Here is a 17823-nt window from a genome sequence, read left to right on the forward strand (position 1 = left end):
GCGAATATCCGGTCACTGTATCCTGGCCCACACAGCGCAGGTGCGGGATGAGCGGCGGGACCGTTCCCTTCACCAGAGATTGGGTCTTCGGCAGCAGGAAAGGGCACAGCCCACGAGCTGAAACTGACCCTGGAGACAAATGAGCCGGAGGCGGTGGTTCCGCAGCAGCAATCAAAATCCCCACCAGCAGGAGACTGGCGGGGGGAGAAGAGTCTGGATTGGGCGTGCAGGCGTGCTCAGGCTCTACTCGTAGCCCAGTTCCCGCAGCGCTTCCGGATCCTCGCGCCAGCCGTTGATCACGATGACTTCCAGGCCCAGAAAGACCTTGCGGTTCAGGAAGATTTCCAGCTGCTTGCGCGCCGCCTGTCCGATCTCGCGCAGCTGCTTGCCGCCCGCGCCGATCACCATGCCCTTGTGGGCGTTCTTCTCCACGACGATCTCGCCCTCGATGCGCTGCAGGCCGTCCTCACGCTCGGTCCAGCGGTTAACGCGGGTGGCCACCGCGTAGGGCAGCTCGTCGCGCAGCTTCTTCATGGCCTCCTCGCGGATGATTTCGGCGGCCCACATCTCGCGGGTCTGGTCGCTGGCGGCGCCGCGCGGGTAGAAAAAGGGGTTTTCGGGCAGCACGTCCAGCACCTGCTCGCGCAGGGTAGAGACCGCCTCGGGCTGGTTCTGCGCGCTGAGCATGGTTTCGCCGGTCTGGGCGGTGCGCCCGTCCAGCAGGGCGCGGTACAGCTTCATGGCCTCTTCAGGGTACTTGGACACGTCCAGCTTGTTGCCCACCAAGAACAGCGGCTTGGGCAGGTCACGCACCTGACGGGCCACCAGTTTGTCCTCGTCGCCGGGCGGGTGGCGTAGGTCCACCACCCACAGGATGGCGTCCACGTCGCTCAGGGCGCTGTGAACCTCCTGGTTCATGTACTTGCCCAGGGCGTCCTTGGCCTTGTGCAGCCCCGGCGTGTCCACGAAAACGATCTGCTGCGTATCGGTGGTGTAGATGCCGCGCACGCCGCGCCGGGTGGTCTGCGGGCGCGGGCTGGTGGGCGCCACCTTGGTGTTCAGGAACGAGTTGAGCAGCGTGCTCTTGCCCACGTTGGGCTTGCCGACAATCGCCACGAAGCCGGAGCGGGTGTCCTGGGTCCCGGCGGCGTGGTCGCCAAAGCTGGGGGAGGTGGCATCGTGCGAGGCAGCGTGGGCGCTGGAGTCGTCCTCGACCGGATCGGGTGGAAAGAAGGAATCAGTCATCGCGGATATTGTCTCACGCCGGAGCGCGGGCAAAAGGAAGCCGGCGCAGGCGGAGTCGGGCTACGGCCCGCGCCGGGCCTGCACGCCCGCGATGATCCGCGCGGCCACAGAGCGGGGCAGCAGGCGGAAAGACGAGACCTGAACCTTGTTGGCCAGTCCGGCCACCGCCACCCCCTGGCCGCGCAGCATGGCCTCTACCCCGGTGCGGGCCACCGTATCCACGTCCAGCACCGCCAGCCGGGTGACGCCCGACATCAGGCGGCTCTCGTTCAGCGTGGCCGCGTCCTGAAAACCGGTCTCGACCGGGCCGGGGCACAGCGCCGTGACACTCAGGCCGGTGCCGCGCAGTTCCTCGTTGACCGCTTCACTGAAAGACAGCACGTAGGCCTTGGTGGCGTAGTACACCGCCATCAGCGGGCCGGGAACGAAGCCTGCGGTGCTGGCGACATTCAGCACCCGGCCCCGTCCGCGCTGCAGCATGGCGGGCAGAAAGCGGCGCGTGAGATCCGTCAACGCCGTGACATTCACTGCGATCATCTCGCTGATCTCCTGGGCGTCCTGCCGCGCGAATTCGCTGAAGCCCCCGAAGCCGGCATTGTTGACCAGCAGGTCCACCTGCAGGCCACGCGCCTCGACCTCGTTCTGAAGACTTTCGCCGGCGCCGGGGCCGGACAGGTCGGTGGCGATCACTTCAGCGCGAATGCCGTGTTGCTGGGCCAGTTCTTCGACCAGCGTCTGCAGCCGGGCCGCGCTGCGGGCCACCAGAATCAGATTGGCGCCGCGCGCCGCGAGTTGACGGGCCATCGCCTCGCCGATGCCGCCACTGGCCCCGGTGACGAGGGCGGTGGAGCGTGTGCCATGAAGGTTCATATCCCGAGGGTAAGGCGCTGGTAAGCGGCAAACCGCATGCCGGGCGAGAATTTCGCGCATGCATCTACGGTGACCCCATCAAACATTAAGTCTTGATTAAAGAAACGAAGATGACACTCTCCGCGTACTGTAGGGCATGAGAGGACCAGTCACTTCCGGCCCTGAAGTCAGTCTTCAGGATATGTTCGCGCAGAGTACCGCCGTGATCACCCAGCCGAGCGTGGCGACGTTCGAGCGCTACGAGAAACGCGGCGGCATCCAGAGCGCTTTCATCTACGTGATGGTGGCGGCCGTGGTCTCGGCCCTGATCGCCGCCCTGTTCTCGTTCTTCCACTCGGACGTGACCTTCTTCGGGCAGCTGTTCTCGCGCCTGATCACCATTCCGGTGCAGTTCCTGATCTTCACGGGGGCCGTGTACCTGATCGGCGGCAGCCTGTTCAAGGGCACCGGCACCTACGCGGAAGTCGCCTACACCTTCGCGCTGTTCTTCGTGCCGCTGAGCATTCTGGGCACCATCATCGGGATCATCCCGATTCTGGGCTGGCTGGTGTCGGTGCTGATCAGTCTGGTGATGATCTACTTCGGCTACCTGGCCGTGCAGAGCAGTATGAACCTGCGTGAACAGGTGCCCGCGATTGCCACGCTGGTGCTGGCCGGGATCGCCAACTTCGCCGTCGGCGCCGTGCTGGGTGGGCTGTTCCTGGTGGGCCATATCGTGAGCAGCTAAGCGCAAACCGAGGAAAAGGGGGCAAAGTCAGTTCGAATTTGCCCCCTTTCTGCTGCCTTCCGCGCCTGCTACTGATCGCCGTAGACGTGCACGGCCACGTCCAACTGGCCCTGGCCGCCGCCGAAGTACGTGCCGCGCACCGGGGACACGTCGCTGTACTCGCGCCCGTGGCCGATCTTGATGTGCTTTTCCAGGGCCAGACAGTCGTTGGTGGGGTCATAGCCCAGCCAGCCGTAGCCGGGAATCAGGCATTCCACCCAGGCGTGGGTGGCCTCCGCGCCGCGCATCTCGCCGCCGCTGTACAGATAGCCGCTGACGTAGCGGGCCGGAATCCCCAGTTGCCGGGTGATGCCCAGCATGGCGTGCGTGAAGTCCTGGCACACGCCATGTCCGGTCTGGGCGAATTCGGCCAGCGGGGTCCGCACGTCGGTGGCGCTGGGATCATAGGTGAAGCGGCGGCGCAGGTGGCTGGTCAGGTCCAGCAGAAAACCGGGCAGGTCGTCGCCGGGACCGGGACGGGCCACGCCGAACAGTTCAGGCCACCGCCCGCTGGGCACCCGTGGGCTGGGCACCAGAAATTCGGCGTTGCGCCCATGCTCCGGGCGCAGCTCGCTGAATGGCGTCGCCACCGGCAGCGTAACCGCGTGGGTGTCCACGATGGCCTGGGCCTCGATCAGCAGGTGGCGGTGGTGTTCGTGGACGTGGACGTGGTGGACGATGGCCCCGAAGTAATCCTGGTGCGAGGTGATCTCGGCCTCGGGGGTCACGTTCAGGTGAAACAGCCGCACGCTCTGGCGCGTCTCGACGGCGGGATGCAGCCGGACCTGGTTAAAGGAGTTCCAGGCCGGCCTGGGGTAGTGGTACTCGGTGGTGTGCCGGATTTCGCAGCGCATAAGTGGGAGAACCCTCTAACGGTTCTGCCGGGCAGTCTGACATGCCGCGGCGGAGCGGGAGCGGCGCAGGGCAGACGAATTTGCAGTCTGGAGCGTCTTCACTCCTCCTCGAAATACGCTCGGTTGATGGCCGCGCCCACCCGGTTGAAGTCCTCCAGCAGCGTCTCGATGCCGGGATCTTCCTTCTCGATGATGTCGCCGACATGGGCGTACTGCAGCCGGGCCACCAGCCAGCGCGACAGGCGCAGGATTTCCGGATGCACGCCGGGATGGAAGCGGTCGATCTGCTCCAGCGCGTCGTTCAGGTTGACGGCGCTGTAGCGCACGCTGCGCGGAAAGTAGTCGTCCAGCAGCAGGAACTCGGTGACCCCCATGGGCGTGATGCCGCTGTGAACCCGCTTGCGGTACGCCTCGTTGGCGCTGGCCCCCTTCAGGGCACTGACCCAGCGCTGGTCCTGCAGGGCGCGGCCTGCCGGATCCTGGCGGGCGGCCAGGGCGTCGGCATCCTTGAACCGGCTTTGCAGCACGCGCAGGGTGTTGTCGCCGCGCTCCAGCGTCTGCCCGGCCCGCATGAAGGACCAGCCCTCGTCGCGCGGCAGGGTGGCGAACGCGATGCCAAAGAAAAATTGAGAAGCGTCCCTTGCGGCGGCGCAGTACTCGAACAGGCCGTCGCGGTCCAGCACGTCGCCGTTCTCGAAACACAGCGTCAGGTACGAGCGGTTCAGGGCCTCCCACATCTCGCTGGGGATGCGGTCGCGCAGGCCGCGGGCGTTCTCGCGGGCACGGGCCAGACTGCTGGCGATGCTCGACGGGTTGTCGCGGTCAAAGGCCATCCACGAGCTGACGCTGCGGGCGTCGAGGCGGCCATACTTGGCCCGCAGCTGCGCCTCGCCGCCGGTCAGTTCCAGCAGCGGCGTCCAGTACTCGCGGGCACGGCCCGAGACCTCCAGACCCGCGTAGTAGTTGACGTTCAGCAGACGGGCGGTGTTTTCCGCGCGCTCCATGTAACGGCCGATCCAGTACAGGTTCTCGGCCAGACGGGACAACAGCAGCATCAGTTCTCTCCCTCCAGCTCATTTTTCTCCAGTTCCTGCTGGTAGGAGATCTGGCCCTGCGATTGAGATTGCCGCTGCGCCTGAGAGCCGCTGCCCGGGTGCTCCTGCGACAGGCCGGGGTGGGCGCCGTCCCCCCCCTCACCCTGCTGCAGCTCCCCGCTCTGGGCAAATGCACTGGACGGCCCATCCCCGGTGCCCTGGTCAGGCGACACGACATCGGGTTCCGGCATGACCTCCAGAACCACGTCGTCGGGCACCGGCAGATCGACAGGCACCACCCCGGGGCCTGACTGGAACTGGCTCTGCGACTGGCCCTGGCCGTCGCCGTGCATGATCTGGTTCAGGCCCTGCGGGGCCACCGGGCCGTCGTGGTCCAGCACCCAGGTGTCCTTGCTGCCGCCCCCCTGCGAGGAATTGACCACCAGACTGCCGCGCCGCAGCGCCACGCGGGTCAGGCCGCCGGGCACGATGGTCACCTCGTCCTTGCCGCACAGGATGTACGGGCGCAGGTCGATGTGCGCGCCCTCGAACTCGCCGCTGTCGGGATAGAACGTCGGGTGGCGCGACAGGCCCACCACCGGCTGCCCGATGAAATCGCGCGGGTTGGCCTTGACCTTGGCGACGAATTCCGCCACCTCCTCCTCGCTGGCCGAGGGGCCGATCAGCATGCCGTAGCCGCCGGCCTCCCCCACCGCCTTGATCACCATGCTGGCGGCGTTGGCGACGATGTGCTCCAGGTGGTCCGGATCGGTGCCCAGGAAGGTGGGCACGTTATTCAGCAGCGGGTCCTCGTTCAGGTAGTACTTGATCATGTTCGGCACGTAGGCGTAGACGGCCTTGTCGTCGGCCACCCCGGTGCCCACCGCGTTGGCGATGGCGACGCGGCCCTGGCGGTAGACCTCGATCAGCCCCGATACCCCCAGCGCGCTGTCGCGGCGGAAGGCCAGCGGATCGATAAAGTCGTCGTCGATGCGGCGGTAGATCACGTCCACCTGCTGGCGGCCCCCGGTGGTCCGCATCCAGACCCGGCCCGCGTCCACGAACAGGTCCCGGCCCTCGACGAGTTCCACGCCCATCTGCTGCGCGAGGTAGGCGTGCTCGAAATACGCGCTGTTGTACATGCCGGGGGTCAGGACCACCACCGTGCCGTTGTCGCGTGGGCTGACCGACTGCAGCAGCGAGAGCAGCGAGGTGGCGTAGTGCTGAACCGAGCGCACCCCCTGGCCCTCGAACATCCGGGGGTAGATGCGGCGCATGGCGTCGCGGTTGGACAGCAGGTACGACACGCCGCTGGGCGAACGCAGGTTGTCCTCCAGCACCAGATATTCGCCCTTCTCGTCACGGATCAGGTCCGTGCCGACGATGTGGGTGTACAGCTTGCCCGGCGGGGTGACCCCGTGAACCTCGCGCCGGAAGTGCGCCGAGGTATAGACCAGTTCGCTGGGAATGACGCCGTCATTGAGAATCTGCGCCTCGCCGTAGATGTCGTTCAGGAAATGGTTGAGTGCCCGGACGCGCTGGGTCAGGCCCGCCTCAACGTGCGCCCACTCGGAGGCCGGAATGACCCGGGGCACCGGATCGAAGGGAAAGGTGCGCTCGGTGCCTTTGGAATCGCCGTAGACGGTGAAGGTGATGCCCTGATTGCGGAAGGCCAGGTCCAGCATGCCGTGCCGCCGCTGGAATTCGGGGACGCCCAGCAGGTCGATGTACTGCTCCAGACCCTGGTAGTGCGGCCTGACCGTGCCGTCTGCGGTGTACATCTCGTCAAAAAAGCTGTTGCCTGGCTCATATTTCACGCGCCCTGCCCCCTTTGTGCTGCTGATGATGGCCCGCAGCATAACGGCTGATGACGCGAATGCGGAACGGCGTGGCTAGGTGAACCCCTTAGAAACGGGAGGGAATCCTCCTTCCCAGCCGTGCACTTCCCCCATCGGAAACGGAGCGGCGGATGACGCCCCTCTATAGTCTCTATGTCTCTTTCTGTTCGGTCCCCTTCACTTCGTCCACGGGCGCGGTGGAAGCCGCCTGCGCCCCGAAAGCCGCTTCCAGCCGCGGCAGCAGCCGTCCCTCGTGGGCACGGGCGGCCCGCAGCAGGGCGTTCTTGACGGCGGTGGCATCGGCGCTGCCATGACCGATAAAGGCCAGTCCCCGGACGCCGATCAGGATGCTGGCCCCGTAGGTGCTGGGGTCCATGCGCTCGGCCAGACTGCGCAGGGAACCGCGCACCAGCAGGCCGCCCACCTTGCTCTTCAGGCCGCTGTTCAGGGCGTCGCGGATCCAGCCGAACATCACCTTGGCCTCGCCCTCGGCCAGCTTGAGGACCACGTTGCCGGTGAAACCGTCGGTGACGACGATGTCGGTGGTGCCCAGAAAGACGTCGCGGCCCTCCACGTTGCCGTGAAAGTTGATGCCGCGCCCGTGCAGCTCGCGCAGCAGGGCGTGGGCTTCGAGCACCAGGGCGCTGCCCTTATGGGCCTCCTCGCCGATGGACAGCAGGCCCACGGTGGGGTTTTCCTGGTCCTCAAGCACCTTCAGGTACACGGTGGCCAGCCTGGCCCACTGCGCGAAGTAACTGGCCTTGACGTCCGCGTTGGCCCCGGCGTCCAGCAGCGTGGTCATGCCGCCGCGCGCGGGCAGATGGGTCAGGATGGCCGGGCGCTCGACGCCCTTGATGCGCCCGAAAGTGAGCAGCGCCGAGGCCATGGTCGCGCCGCTGTGACCCATGCTGACGGCGGCGGCGGCATGACCCTCCCGGACCAGCCGGGTGCAGACGTTGATGCTGGCGCCGGTGCGGCTGCGCACGTCGCTGGCGTGCTCGTCCATGCCGATCACGTCGGGGGCGTCCACGATCTCGATGGGCAGAGCCGCGCTGCCCTGGAACTTGCCCAGCTCGGCGTGCAGGGCGACGCGCTCTCCCACCAGCAGGACGTGGACTCCGGCCCGCGCCGCCAGCACCGCGCCTTCGACGTTCGGCGCCGCACCGTGGTCCCCGCCCGCCGCGTCCAGCGCGATGGGCAGGCTGGCCGCCGAAGTCCCGGCCTCAGCGCTCATCGTTGTCGGCCAGCGCGGCGGTCAGGTAGAAGGGCCGGGTTTCCGCCGTCCGGGCCTCCGGGCCGCGCTGCTCACTGCCCCGCTGTTCACTGGGCAAGCGGTAGCCGGGACGCTCGATCTGGCCGCGCAGGTCACCCAGATCCACGTACAGGTCAGCGGCGTTGCGCAGTTCGTAACTGGTCATCTCGGGAATGCTGGCGACGATCACCCGCTTGCCGCGCGCCCGCAGGACTTCCACTGGGCGCTCGAAATCGCCGTCGCCGGTCAGCAGCACGGCGGTGTCGTACAGCCCGGTGGTGGTCAGCAGGTCCGTGACGATCTCGATGTCCAGGCTGGCGCGGCGCGACGGGTCGCCGTGCTCGTCGGTGCTCTCGCGCAGGGGGCGGGTCCGGACGGTGTAGCCCATGTAGGTCAGCGCGTCGGTGAAGCGGCGCTGCTTGTCGTCGATGGGCAGGGGCACGGCGGTGTAATAAAACGCGTTGTAGAGGACGCCCTGCGCGGCGAAGTGGTCCAGAATCTTGCGGTGATCGAAGTTCCAGCCCAGCCGTTTGGCCGCCGCGTAGACATTGGCCCCATCAATAAAAAGTGCAATTCGTGGTGTCTGTTCCATACTCGTTTCTCCCGATCGCGTGCTTCAATCTGCTGCATTGTGCGGCCCGGCACGGTTGCCACGGCATCGCGGCAGCATAGCGGACCCGTGCAGTCCACTCAATTGGCAGGGCTTTTTCCTCGGCAGGACCTTCAAGGCTGGCGTGGAATCCGGGGAAAGACGTCCGGCGTGTGCAGGGCGTCCCACACCGCCGCGCGCAGATGGGCCAGCTGGACGCCGCCGTATTCGTCCGGCAGGGTCTCCAGGTACTTCACGGCCTTGTGGAAATTGCGGTAGGTCAGGCTGCCGTAGTGCCAGCGTCGGTGCAGGGCCGCCGCCAGCAGAATCAGCGCCTGCAGGAAAGCGCGGTCCGGTCCCTGTGCGGTGAGCCACGGCCCCTCCCAGGCCTCGTGGGCCTCCCACCACTGGCCCGAGTCGAAGAGCCGCACACCCTCCTCAAAGGCCTGCTGATCGGCGGCTGTGAACATGCCTCAGCCTACCCCTTCCCGGCGGCCGGGCCGGAACGTGGGCCTTGCCACCACGCATGAATGACGCCTTAGCGCCTGCCCATACCCGGCAAATCCGCTCTACCGTCAGGAAGCGTATAGTTTTCAATATGAAGCCTTTGGAACTCACCGATACCAATTTTAATGACGAGATCGCCAGCGGCCTGACCCTGGTCGACTTCTGGGCGCCGTGGTGCGGCCCCTGCCGCATCATTGCCCCCGTGATCGAGGAACTGGCTGGACAGTACGAAGGCCGCGTCAAGATCGGCAAGGTCAATGTGGACGAGAACCCCGTGACCCAGGGCCAGTACCGCGTCATGAGCATTCCCACGCTGATCCTGTTCAAAGACGGCCAGCCGGTCGAAGGTGTGGTGGGCGCGCAGCCCAAGCGGGCCTTTGAAACCCTGCTGGACAAGCACATCGGCACCGCGCAGGCAACCAGCGGCAACACCGCCGTCAGCGCCAACTAAAACCCACATTCCAGCGAAAGCCACCCCAGGTTGCGGGTGGCTTTTTGCTATTCCAGCGTTCTGGGGCTCAGCTCAGAGCCGCACGACGGCAGGCGGGGTCCAGGCGTGCAGGGCCTCGCTCAGGAGGATCTCGCCGTCGGCCCACTCCCCATGACCGCTGTCCACGTTGATGTGACCCGCCTCGCCCGCCGACACGGCCGCGGCACCCCAGGCGTCGGCCAGCGCCTCGGCCCGCTCCGGCGTGCAGTACGGATCGTTCTCGCTATAGACCAGCAGGGCCGGAAAGGGCAGCACCTCCAGGGGCAGCGGGGCCAGGGCCAGCAGTTCAGGATGCCGCCGTGCCACGTCCGGTTCCTCCGGATCGGCGGGGGCCACCAGCAGCGCGCCGCGCACCCGTTCGCGGTCCTCACCGGCAGACAGCCGCGCCCAGTGCACCACTGTCGCCACGCCTGCCGAATGCGCAATCAGCACCAGATCGCCCGGCGTGGCCTCGATGACCTCGTGCAGGCGGGCGGCCCAGACGTCGGGTACCGGCGTTTCGGGATCATCCTGCCGCACCCGCTCGGCACCGAACTTGTGCTGCCACAGCGTCTGCCAGTGCTGTGGGCCGCTGTCGCCCAGGCCAGGCACGATGATCAGGGTGGGGGTCATGGGGCAAAGCGTAGCAGGCAGCTGCCGCCCTGTGAGACTTCCTGCTCCCTGGAACCCGGTGGCCGCGCCAGCTCCGCGCTGAACGTCAAAAGCCCCAGCAGGTGGCGGGGGCCTGGGAAACTGAGATTGAGGGCTCCTCCCCTGTGCGACGCACCGACACCCGGATGGTCAGGTCAGGCCCAGCAACTTCCGCACGGCAAAACGCACGCGGCCCAGGTTGGACACGTCGTCGAAGGCGGTCAGCAGCACCTGATCGCCGTGGGGGGTCAGCAGCACCGGACCGCTGTCCACGTCCAGCACCATCTCCTGCCAGGACTCGCTGCCCATCTGGCTTTGCAGGCTGCCGATCACCGCGCGTCCGGCGGCCACCAGACCCACGTCGCCGCTGAGCTGGCCCTCCTCGACGCCTGCCTGGGCAACCACCTCGCCCGCGTGGCCCACCAGCAGGGCGTGCCGCACCCCGCGCACCTCCAGCAGCGCCGCGATCACGAGCGGTCCACGCGCGGCAGGCTGTCGACCTCGTGGGCCAGCCGGGCCAGGGCCTGCTGGGCGCTGCGGGTATCGCTGCTGCGGACCAGCGCGGCGCCCAACATCCAGTCGCCCACCGCCAGCGCCACCACCTCGATGCGGTCACTGGTAAACGCCAACCGGGTGACCTCGCCGGACCCCAGGCGGCGGCCCATGCGGTCCAGTCCCGTTCGCAGGGCGGCCAGCTCGGCGGCCAGCACCTCGCCGCCGTCCCCGTTGGACTCGATGGGCAGGCCATCCGGCCCCACCAGCGCGCTGGCGATGACACCGGGAATGTTGGTCAGGGTGTCGAGTTTCACAGCGTCCCCTCCAGCTTGCGAGCAGCCTCGCGGCTGTACAGGCGGGCCTGGCCCAGATTGCTGCGGGCGTCCAGGGCCAGCAGCAGAAAGTAGTCGGTGCGGATGGGCTGCAGGTACACGCTCAGGCGTTCGCCGCGCAGGTACAGCTCGCGGGGCTGCCCGGCGTTCAGGGTCTGCGTGTAGGCGTTGGCGGACGCCTGAAGCAGTCCGGCGTGTTCGGCGATCAGCAGGTTGAGGTCCGTGTCGGTGATGGCGTGGCCCTCGATCAGCAGGCCGTCGAGCCCACCGATGGCCGCCGCCCACGCGCCGTCCACGTCCTTGACCAGTTGGGTGAGGTGAGCAAGCATTCTGAATCCATGATAGGGACGCTTCCTTTCAAATCATGCACAAATTCCGCCTCAAGGCGTGCAAATGTCTGAGAGCGTGGCGTGTCCACAGTGGGACTTCAGCGTTCGGGAACCTCACCAGTCGTTCAGACCTGCAGCAGCCTGCCGCCCAATGTCGCCTGTTCCGCATCTGAGAAGCCGTAGGCGGCCAGATACGGCCCAGCGCCGCCCCAGACCGCATCCAGATGTGCCAGAGGGAGCAGAATGTCGTCCGCGACAGTGGGGATGAATGGTGAAAGGCGCGTCCACTGTTCCGGCGTTTTGCGCGCTCGCATCCGGGCGTAAAAGTCCACCAGCTCCGGCCCGGTGGCGACATAATCGGCGGCGATCTCATTGCGGCTGAAGCCTGCCAGTTCCAGACACAGCGCGGCGATCAGCCCGGTGCGGTCTTTTCCGGCATGGCAATGGATCAGTACCGGGCCGGGCGGGGCGTCCAACAATGCCCCCAGAATGCCCACGATGTTGTTGGCACCGTGTTCCAGCAGAGCGGTGGAGTAGACCGCATTGCTTCCAGCCTGTGTGGCCTCGTTCAGTGCGTGGACACGATACGGCAGCAGGGACAGGTTCAAATATTCCGTTCGCCCCAGAAACGGCGGCGCGTCTCGCTCCCGTTCGGCCCGCGTCCGCAAGTCGAGGATGCGGCTCAGCCCCAGGGCCAGCAGCTCGCCTCTCCCCTGCTCCCTTAAACGGCTGAGATTGCCACTCCGGTACAGGCCGGGCAGAGGACGGCGGAAGTTCAGTGCACCTTCGGGCGGTCTTGGCATCCCTCAAGAATGCCCGTCTGACCGCAAGCCGTGAGGCGAGGTGAATCACCGTCCTTGCCGACATTTTCGGGTACAATAGGTCTATTGAGGGAAGCCCTTCGGCGGAGCGATTTTCATTACGTCAGCAGCATAATGTGCTAGAATCGTTTCACTCCTGGCAGCCGCGCCAGGCCTCCATCACCCCACATTGCCGGGCGGATCACTCGCCGCCCCGACTGGAGCCACATGACTGGAATTCATCCTGTTGACATCACCAGCGAAGTCAAGACCAACTTTATCAATTACGCCATGAACGTGATCGTGGACCGCGCGTTGCCCGACGTGCGCGACGGTCTCAAGCCGGTGCAGCGCCGGATCATGTACGCCATGATGCTCGAGGGCCTGTACAGCAACCAGAAGCACGCCAAGTCCGCCTCGGTGGTGGGCGAGGTGATGAAGAAGTACCACCCGCACGGCGACTCCAGCATCTACGACGCGATGGTGCGCCTGGGTCAGTGGTGGAACATCCGCTACCCCCTCGTTCACCCTCAGGGCAACTTCGGCAGCATCGACGGCGACCCGCCCGCCGCCATGCGCTACACCGAGGCCCGCATGACCAAGGTGGCCGAGGAAGTGCTGGCCGACCTCGAAAAAGAGACGGTGGACAACAAGCCCAACTACGACGAGACCACCGTCGAACCCAGCGTGCTGCCCTCGGCGGTGCCCAACCTGCTGATCAACGGGGCCACCGGCATCGCCGTGGGCATGGCGACCAACATTCCGCCGCACAACCTGACCGAGATCAGCAACGGCCTGCTGGCGATGATCGACAAGCCGGAGATCTCCCTCGACGAGATGATGGAACACGTTCAGGGGCCGGACTTCCCCACCGGCGGGCGCATCAGCAAGATGGGCATCCGCGAGGCCTACGCCACCGGGCACTCGGGTCTGAAGGTGCGCGGCAAGGCCCGCATCGAGGAAAAGAACGGCCGCAACCAAATCATCATCTCGGAGATTCCGTATCAGGTGAACAAGACCAACCTGATCCAGACGATTTCGGCGATGTACAAGGCCGGCAAGATTCCTGATATCTCGGCCCTGCGCGACGAGTCGGACCGCAAGGACCCGGTGCGCGTGGTGATCGAACTCAAGCGCGGCGCAATCCCGACGCTGGTGCTGAACCAGCTGTACAAGTACACCCAGCTTCAGGGCACCTTCACCGTGATCAACCTGAGCATCGTGAACGGCGAGCCGCGCGTGCTGCCCCTGGTGGACACCATGCGTTACTTCCTGGCCCACCGTCAGGACGTGGTGACGCGCCGCACCGCCTATGACCTCAAAAAGGCCGAGGAACGCGCCCACATCTTGGAAGGGCTGCTCAAGGCGCTGGACGACATCGACGAGGTGATCGCCCGCATCCGCGCCAGCAACACCAGCGCCGAGGCGCGCGACGCCCTGATGCAGCGCTTTACCCTGTCCGAGATTCAGGCGCAGGCGATTCTGGACATGCGCCTGCAGCGCCTGGTGGGGCTGGAGCGCGAGAAAATCCAGGCCGAATACGACGAGCTGAGCGTCACCATCGCCCGCCTGCGCTCGATCCTGGGCGACGAGAAGCTGCTGTGGCGCGAGATCAAGAAGGAAATCCGCGACATCCGCGACCGCTACGGCGACGAGCGGCGCAGCACGATTTCCATTCTGGAAGACGACATCTCCAAGGAAGACCTGATCGCCGTCGAGGACATGGTCATCACCATGACCAAGGCCGGGTACCTCAAGCGCACCAACCTGACCTCGTACCGCGAGCAGAAGCGCGGCGGACGCGGGGCCTCGGGCGGCAAGCTGCGGGAAGAGGACATCAACACCCGCGTCTTTGTGGGCAGCACGCACGACTTCCTGCTGTTCTTCACCGATCAGGGCCGCGTGTTCCACGAGAAGATCTACGACCTGCCGGAAGCGGGCCGTGACGCCAAGGGCACGCACATCCGCAACCTGCTGCCGGGCCTGCGCGACGACGAGAACATCGCCAGCGTGCTGAGCGTGAAGAGCTTCGAGGAAAAGGGCTGCTTTATCTTCGCCACCCGCAAGGGCGTGGTCAAGAAGACCCTGATTACGGACTACGGCAACATCACTTCCGCCGGACTGATTGCCATCAACCTCCAGAACGGCGACGAGCTGATCGGCGTCGGCATCGTGCAGGACGATGACCATGTGGTGCTGGCCACGCGCAACGGCAAGGCCATGCGCTTCCAGAGCGGCGAGGTGCGCGACACCGGCCGCGCCACCCAGGGCGTCATCGGCATCCGGTTGCGTGAGGGCGGCAGTGTTGATGGAGAGGGGGACGCGGTGGTCAGCATGGCCTTGGTGCCCGGCGGCGACGACACCAGCGAACTGCTGTCGGTCAGCGAGTGTGGGCTGGGCAAGCGCACCCCGGTGGGCGACTACCCGGCCAAGGGTCGCGGCGGCATGGGCGTGATCACGCTGGACGTGACCGACAAGACCGGCAAGCTGGTCACCCTGGCCCGCGTGGCCGGTGACGAGGAACTGATGGTGCTGACCGAGAAGGGCACGGTCATCCGCACCCGCGTGGAGGAAGTGCGCGTGACCGGACGCAACGCGCAGGGCGTCAAGGTCATCAACATCGGCGACAAGGACAGCGTGATCAGCGCCTTCCCGATCCGCCGCGAGGATGAGGTCTGATCGACAGCCTGTGAACTTGGGGAGTTAACCCCCAATTTACATAGGGACGGTAGAACACGCGTCCGGGGTTTCTGGCCTCGGACGCCGTTTCATCTTTCCGGGTGTTGTATGGGATTTCAGGCCTGATTCAAACCCTGAACAGTCGCCAGACGGGTGAACGCAGCACGACACCAGGGCCGTCCTGAGATGAAGTCGGAGTGAGAGCACGAACAAGAGCCCAAGTGACGGTTCTAGCGTTCAGCACACGTATTTCTGCGATCAGGCCAGCATCAGCCTTTGTCAGCTAAATACTATTTAAAGAAACAAAAGTGTTTACAAAATTGTAGAGATAGGTTACACTGTAAGCACGTCGGGAATGGCCCCGACCTCCCTATCTCCCCAGACGCCTCAGGAGGCGACCACAATGACCCAGACCCAGCTGAACAACACTGCCCGCACCTTCGTCGACACCGTGACCTACCGCCCCGGCGCAGTCATCCTGTACCCCGGCAAGAGCGACATGCTGTACCGCGTTTCGACCGGACTGGTGCGCGTGCATACCATGGACGACGACGGCAACGGCCTGACCCTGCGCTACGTCAAGCCCGGCGAGTACTTCGGCGAGGAAGCCCTGGCCGGCGTGAACCGCGCGTACTTTGCCGAAGCGGTGACCGACAGCAGCATCGACGTGATCAACCCCGCCCTGATGAGCGCCGAGGACAATCTGGTCGTGACCACCCATCTGGTCAAGACGCTGGAACGCGCTTACGAGAGCATCTACCGTCTGGTGGGCAAGCGCCTGCGCGCCCGCATTGCTGGCGAGTTGCTGGAGCTGAAGGACACCGCCCTGGCCACCCAGACCGAGACCGGCGACACCATGATCTACGCCACCCACGACGAGCTGGCCGCCGCCGTCGGCAGCGTGCGCGAGACCGTCACCAAGGTGGTGGGCGAGCTGAGCCGCGAAGGTGTGATCAGCGCGGGCTACGGCAAGATCACCCTCAAGGACGAGAAGGCCCTGGCGACCATCGCCGCTGCATAAGCTTTCTAAAATCTGCGTCGCCTCGAAACTGATCCGAGGCGGCGTTTTTCTATCGCGGCTCCCTTGACTTAAAACTCTACATATGTAGAATAATTTATGGTCCGCCTACCGAACTCCAGTCCACACACCCGCGCCGTCCTCGCCGCGCTGGCCGCCACCCACCCGCGCCCTAGCTACGGCTATGACCTGAGCAAGGCCACTGAACTCAAGAGTGGCACCCTCTACCCCATCCTCCAGCGCCTGCACGAGCAGGGCTATCTGGACGCGCAGTGGGAGGATTCGCCACACGCTGGCAAACCGGCCCGGCACATCTACACGCTGACGCCTGAAGGATTGGCGTTGGCACGGGAGCGGACGCAGGACAAGAAGACTCGTGCATTGAAGTGGGCGCTGCTATGACACCGGACGACTGGCAAAAGGGGATAGAGAATGAAGCGGCAAGCGTACAAGACGCTCAGTGGGCACGCGAAACTCAAGGCGTAGTCCTTCTCAGCAAGCGGCGCAAACTTCTGACCGACTCACTGGCCTCTCTGGGCGCGGCCCTTGTACTGGCGCTGATCTGGATGACGGGCCTGGTGCTGGTGTCTCGCGTCGCCTGGAACATGGATACCAACCCGTTTGGGGTCTGGGCGATGGTCAACATTGTCCGCTTTGATCTGGTCTTCCTGGGCCTGCTGCTGACAACAGGGCTGTTCCTCGGCTGGTGGGGCGTTCAGCCGGGCCGGGTGGCCCTCACCCTGGTACTCCTGCCCGTGCTGCTGTGGTTGATCGGCCAGAGCGTGCAGGTTGAAGGCGTCTGGACAGAGCCAGGGACGAATATTGCAAGTGATCACACGACGGACTTCGCTGTTTACAAGCTGAATGTCAACACATTCATCTTCGCTCTCGACGCTGCTCTCATCAGTTTCCTCAGCGCCTGGGCCGGACGGACCCTGCGCCGCCGGAACCGGGGCCGCCGCACCGCTGTAAAATAGCCCCATGACGGATGCGGCCCCGCCCAGTCATCCAAAGGGATCAATGACATAAGCGCAATACCTGCGAACCGAGCGCGCGAGTCCCTACAAGCGCGAGTACGTGGGGGGTTTCGTGCATCCGCCGCACGCGCAAGCGGGGGTGAGCGGGGAGCATGGTTGCAGGGGGGGAGAACCCTCACGCCATCGGCAATTCAACCATTCCCGTCCCGCCTTCCTCGCCCCGGCCTTCCATCCGCGCGGTGACCGCCAGCCCCGTCGGTGTCTGGGCCAGTCCACCTTCCGCCGTCTCGCGCAAAGCGGCAGGCATCATACGGCCCACCGAGGCCATCGCGCCCAGCACCTCGTCGGGGGGAATGAAGGATTCCAGCTGCGCCAGCGCCAGTTGCGCCGCGCTGACGGCGTGGACGGCAAAAAAGGCGTTTCGGCTGACGCACGGCACCTCCACGTAGCCGCCCACCGGATCGCAGACCAGACCGATGGTGTTCATCAGGGCCATGCTGGCAGCCTGCACGGCGGCGCGCGGGGTGCCGCCCAGCAGTTCCACGACGGCAGCAGCGGCCATGGCGGCGCTCGATCCGATCTCGGCCTGACAGCCACCCGCCGCGCCGGAGATGAACATGCGCTTGCTGATGGCCTTGCCCACGCCGGCAGCGAGAATCATGGGGTCCACCAGCCGGTCATCACTGATGCCCAGGTGATCGGCCACGCCCAGCAGCGCGCCGGGAATGGTGCCTGCGCTGCCGGCCGTGGGCGCGGCGACGATGCGGCCCATGCGGGCATTTTCCTCGTTGACGGCCATCGCGTAGGCCTGCACGCGGCGGATCAGTGGGGCGTTGAGGGCATCGGGGGCGTCCCACAGGCCCTTGGCATTCCAGCCCACCATGCCGGTGATGCTCTTGGCGCTGCTGTTCAGGCCGCGTTCGATGCTGTCGCGCATCTCGCGGATGCGGCGGGCCATCTCGTCGCGAATGTCCTGGGGGTCCAGTCCCGTCTCCTGGCAGTCGCGTTCCAGCACCCAGGCCGAGGCGGGAGCGGGGGCATTCATCAGGGCTTCAAGGGTCGTCATGGCGTCCACCTCCAGGGCGGCAAAGGGCGAGGCGGCGGAAAAAAGCGTTCAG

20 protein-coding genes are annotated in these 17823 nt (G+C 65.7%); 6 read left to right on the top strand and 14 right to left on the bottom strand.

Features of this window, described 5'->3' with window-relative positions; genetic code table 11:
* Window positions 1-243 precede the first annotated feature (243 nt).
* Window positions 244-1245: a GTPase Era gene (gene era / locus FHR04_RS10765; RefSeq protein WP_081994934.1), complete on the bottom strand. Its 1002-nt coding sequence runs from the start codon at window positions 1243-1245 to the stop codon at window positions 244-246.
* 60 nt (window positions 1246-1305) lie between these two features.
* Window positions 1306-2115, bottom strand: a complete 810-nt coding sequence (locus FHR04_RS10770) for an SDR family NAD(P)-dependent oxidoreductase (protein WP_139403195.1) — start codon at window positions 2113-2115, stop codon at window positions 1306-1308.
* A 181-nt stretch (window positions 2116-2296) separates the two neighbouring features.
* Between FHR04_RS10770 and FHR04_RS10775 the strand changes: the two genes are divergently transcribed.
* Window positions 2297-2842, top strand: coding sequence for a YIP1 family protein (locus tag FHR04_RS10775; RefSeq protein ID WP_249039084.1), 546 nt, complete (start codon window positions 2297-2299; stop codon window positions 2840-2842).
* Between the two features lie 68 nt (window positions 2843-2910).
* Here FHR04_RS10775 and FHR04_RS10780 read toward each other — a convergent pair whose 3' ends face one another.
* The 6 genes from FHR04_RS10780 to FHR04_RS10805 form a co-directional block, all read right to left on the bottom strand.
* Entirely contained in the window at window positions 2911-3735 is an 825-nt protein-coding gene (locus FHR04_RS10780) for a transglutaminase family protein (protein WP_039682991.1), read from the bottom strand.
* A 98-nt stretch (window positions 3736-3833) separates the two neighbouring features.
* A complete protein-coding gene (locus tag FHR04_RS10785; protein WP_039682989.1) occupies window positions 3834-4790 on the bottom strand; it encodes an alpha-E domain-containing protein in 957 nt (318 codons plus the stop codon).
* On the bottom strand, window positions 4790-6586 hold the full coding sequence (locus FHR04_RS10790; protein ID WP_139403198.1) for a circularly permuted type 2 ATP-grasp protein: 1797 nt from the start codon (window positions 6584-6586) through the stop codon (window positions 4790-4792). Before FHR04_RS10790 ends, FHR04_RS10785 begins: the two co-directional genes overlap by 1 nt.
* A gap of 172 nt (window positions 6587-6758) precedes the next feature.
* Window positions 6759-7841: a phosphate acyltransferase PlsX gene (gene plsX, locus FHR04_RS10795; RefSeq protein WP_139403201.1), complete on the bottom strand. Its 1083-nt coding sequence runs from the start codon at window positions 7839-7841 to the stop codon at window positions 6759-6761.
* Window positions 7831-8451 (bottom strand): LabA-like NYN domain-containing protein, encoded by a 621-nt coding sequence (locus FHR04_RS10800; RefSeq protein WP_039682987.1) that lies wholly within the window; start codon window positions 8449-8451, stop codon window positions 7831-7833. Before FHR04_RS10800 ends, plsX begins: the two co-directional genes overlap by 11 nt.
* A gap of 131 nt (window positions 8452-8582) precedes the next feature.
* Complete coding sequence (locus FHR04_RS10805; RefSeq protein ID WP_139403204.1) at window positions 8583-8918, bottom strand: DUF309 domain-containing protein; 336 nt, start codon at window positions 8916-8918, stop codon at window positions 8583-8585.
* Window positions 8919-9046: 128 nt separating this feature from the next.
* On the opposite strand from FHR04_RS10805, the gene trxA reads away from it, so the two are divergent.
* Window positions 9047-9406 (top strand): thioredoxin, encoded by a 360-nt coding sequence (trxA, locus tag FHR04_RS10810; RefSeq protein ID WP_170213923.1) that lies wholly within the window; start codon window positions 9047-9049, stop codon window positions 9404-9406.
* 72 nt (window positions 9407-9478) lie between these two features.
* Here trxA and FHR04_RS10815 read toward each other — a convergent pair whose 3' ends face one another.
* The 5 genes from FHR04_RS10815 to FHR04_RS10835 all read right to left on the bottom strand — a co-directional run bounded on the left by FHR04_RS10815 (window position 9479) and on the right by FHR04_RS10835 (window position 12034).
* Window positions 9479-10057, bottom strand: a complete 579-nt coding sequence (locus tag FHR04_RS10815; protein WP_139403210.1) for an RBBP9/YdeN family alpha/beta hydrolase — start codon at window positions 10055-10057, stop codon at window positions 9479-9481.
* Between the two features lie 168 nt (window positions 10058-10225).
* Window positions 10226-10546: a roadblock/LC7 domain-containing protein gene (locus FHR04_RS10820; protein WP_039682979.1), complete on the bottom strand. Its 321-nt coding sequence runs from the start codon at window positions 10544-10546 to the stop codon at window positions 10226-10228.
* Window positions 10543-10884 carry a roadblock/LC7 domain-containing protein gene (locus FHR04_RS10825; protein WP_039682977.1) on the bottom strand — a complete coding sequence of 114 codons (342 nt, stop codon included), beginning with the start codon at window positions 10882-10884 and terminating at the stop codon, window positions 10543-10545. The genes FHR04_RS10820 and FHR04_RS10825 overlap by 4 nt, the downstream gene beginning before the upstream one ends.
* Window positions 10881-11231, bottom strand: coding sequence for a roadblock/LC7 domain-containing protein (locus FHR04_RS10830; RefSeq protein WP_039682975.1), 351 nt, complete (start codon window positions 11229-11231; stop codon window positions 10881-10883). Before FHR04_RS10830 ends, FHR04_RS10825 begins: the two co-directional genes overlap by 4 nt.
* A gap of 125 nt (window positions 11232-11356) precedes the next feature.
* Window positions 11357-12034 (bottom strand): tyrosine-protein phosphatase, encoded by a 678-nt coding sequence (locus FHR04_RS10835; protein ID WP_139403213.1) that lies wholly within the window; start codon window positions 12032-12034, stop codon window positions 11357-11359.
* 225 nt (window positions 12035-12259) lie between these two features.
* Here FHR04_RS10835 and gyrA point away from each other — a divergent pair, with 225 nt between their 5' ends.
* The 4 genes from gyrA (at window position 12260) to FHR04_RS10855 (ending at window position 16705) form a co-directional block, all read left to right on the top strand.
* Window positions 12260-14710, top strand: coding sequence for a DNA gyrase subunit A (gene gyrA / locus FHR04_RS10840; protein WP_139403215.1), 2451 nt, complete (start codon window positions 12260-12262; stop codon window positions 14708-14710).
* Window positions 14711-15113: 403 nt separating this feature from the next.
* A complete protein-coding gene (locus FHR04_RS10845; protein WP_170213924.1) occupies window positions 15114-15731 on the top strand; it encodes a helix-turn-helix domain-containing protein in 618 nt (205 codons plus the stop codon).
* 96 nt (window positions 15732-15827) lie between these two features.
* Window positions 15828-16130: a PadR family transcriptional regulator gene (locus tag FHR04_RS10850; RefSeq protein WP_139403218.1), complete on the top strand. Its 303-nt coding sequence runs from the start codon at window positions 15828-15830 to the stop codon at window positions 16128-16130.
* The gene (locus tag FHR04_RS10855) at window positions 16127-16705 is read left to right on the top strand and encodes a hypothetical protein (protein ID WP_139403221.1); all 579 of its coding nucleotides are present in this window, start codon (window positions 16127-16129) and stop codon (window positions 16703-16705) included. Before FHR04_RS10850 ends, FHR04_RS10855 begins: the two co-directional genes overlap by 4 nt.
* Before the next feature lie 175 nt (window positions 16706-16880).
* On the opposite strand, the gene sdaAA is transcribed toward FHR04_RS10855, so the two are convergent.
* On the bottom strand, window positions 16881-17771 hold the full coding sequence (sdaAA, locus tag FHR04_RS10860) for an L-serine ammonia-lyase, iron-sulfur-dependent, subunit alpha (protein ID WP_039682961.1): 891 nt from the start codon (window positions 17769-17771) through the stop codon (window positions 16881-16883).
* Window positions 17772-17823 lie beyond the last annotated feature (52 nt).

Source organism: Deinococcus radiopugnans ATCC 19172 (assembly GCF_006335125.1).
In the GTDB taxonomy this organism is placed as follows: Bacteria; Deinococcota; Deinococci; order Deinococcales; family Deinococcaceae; genus Deinococcus; species Deinococcus radiopugnans.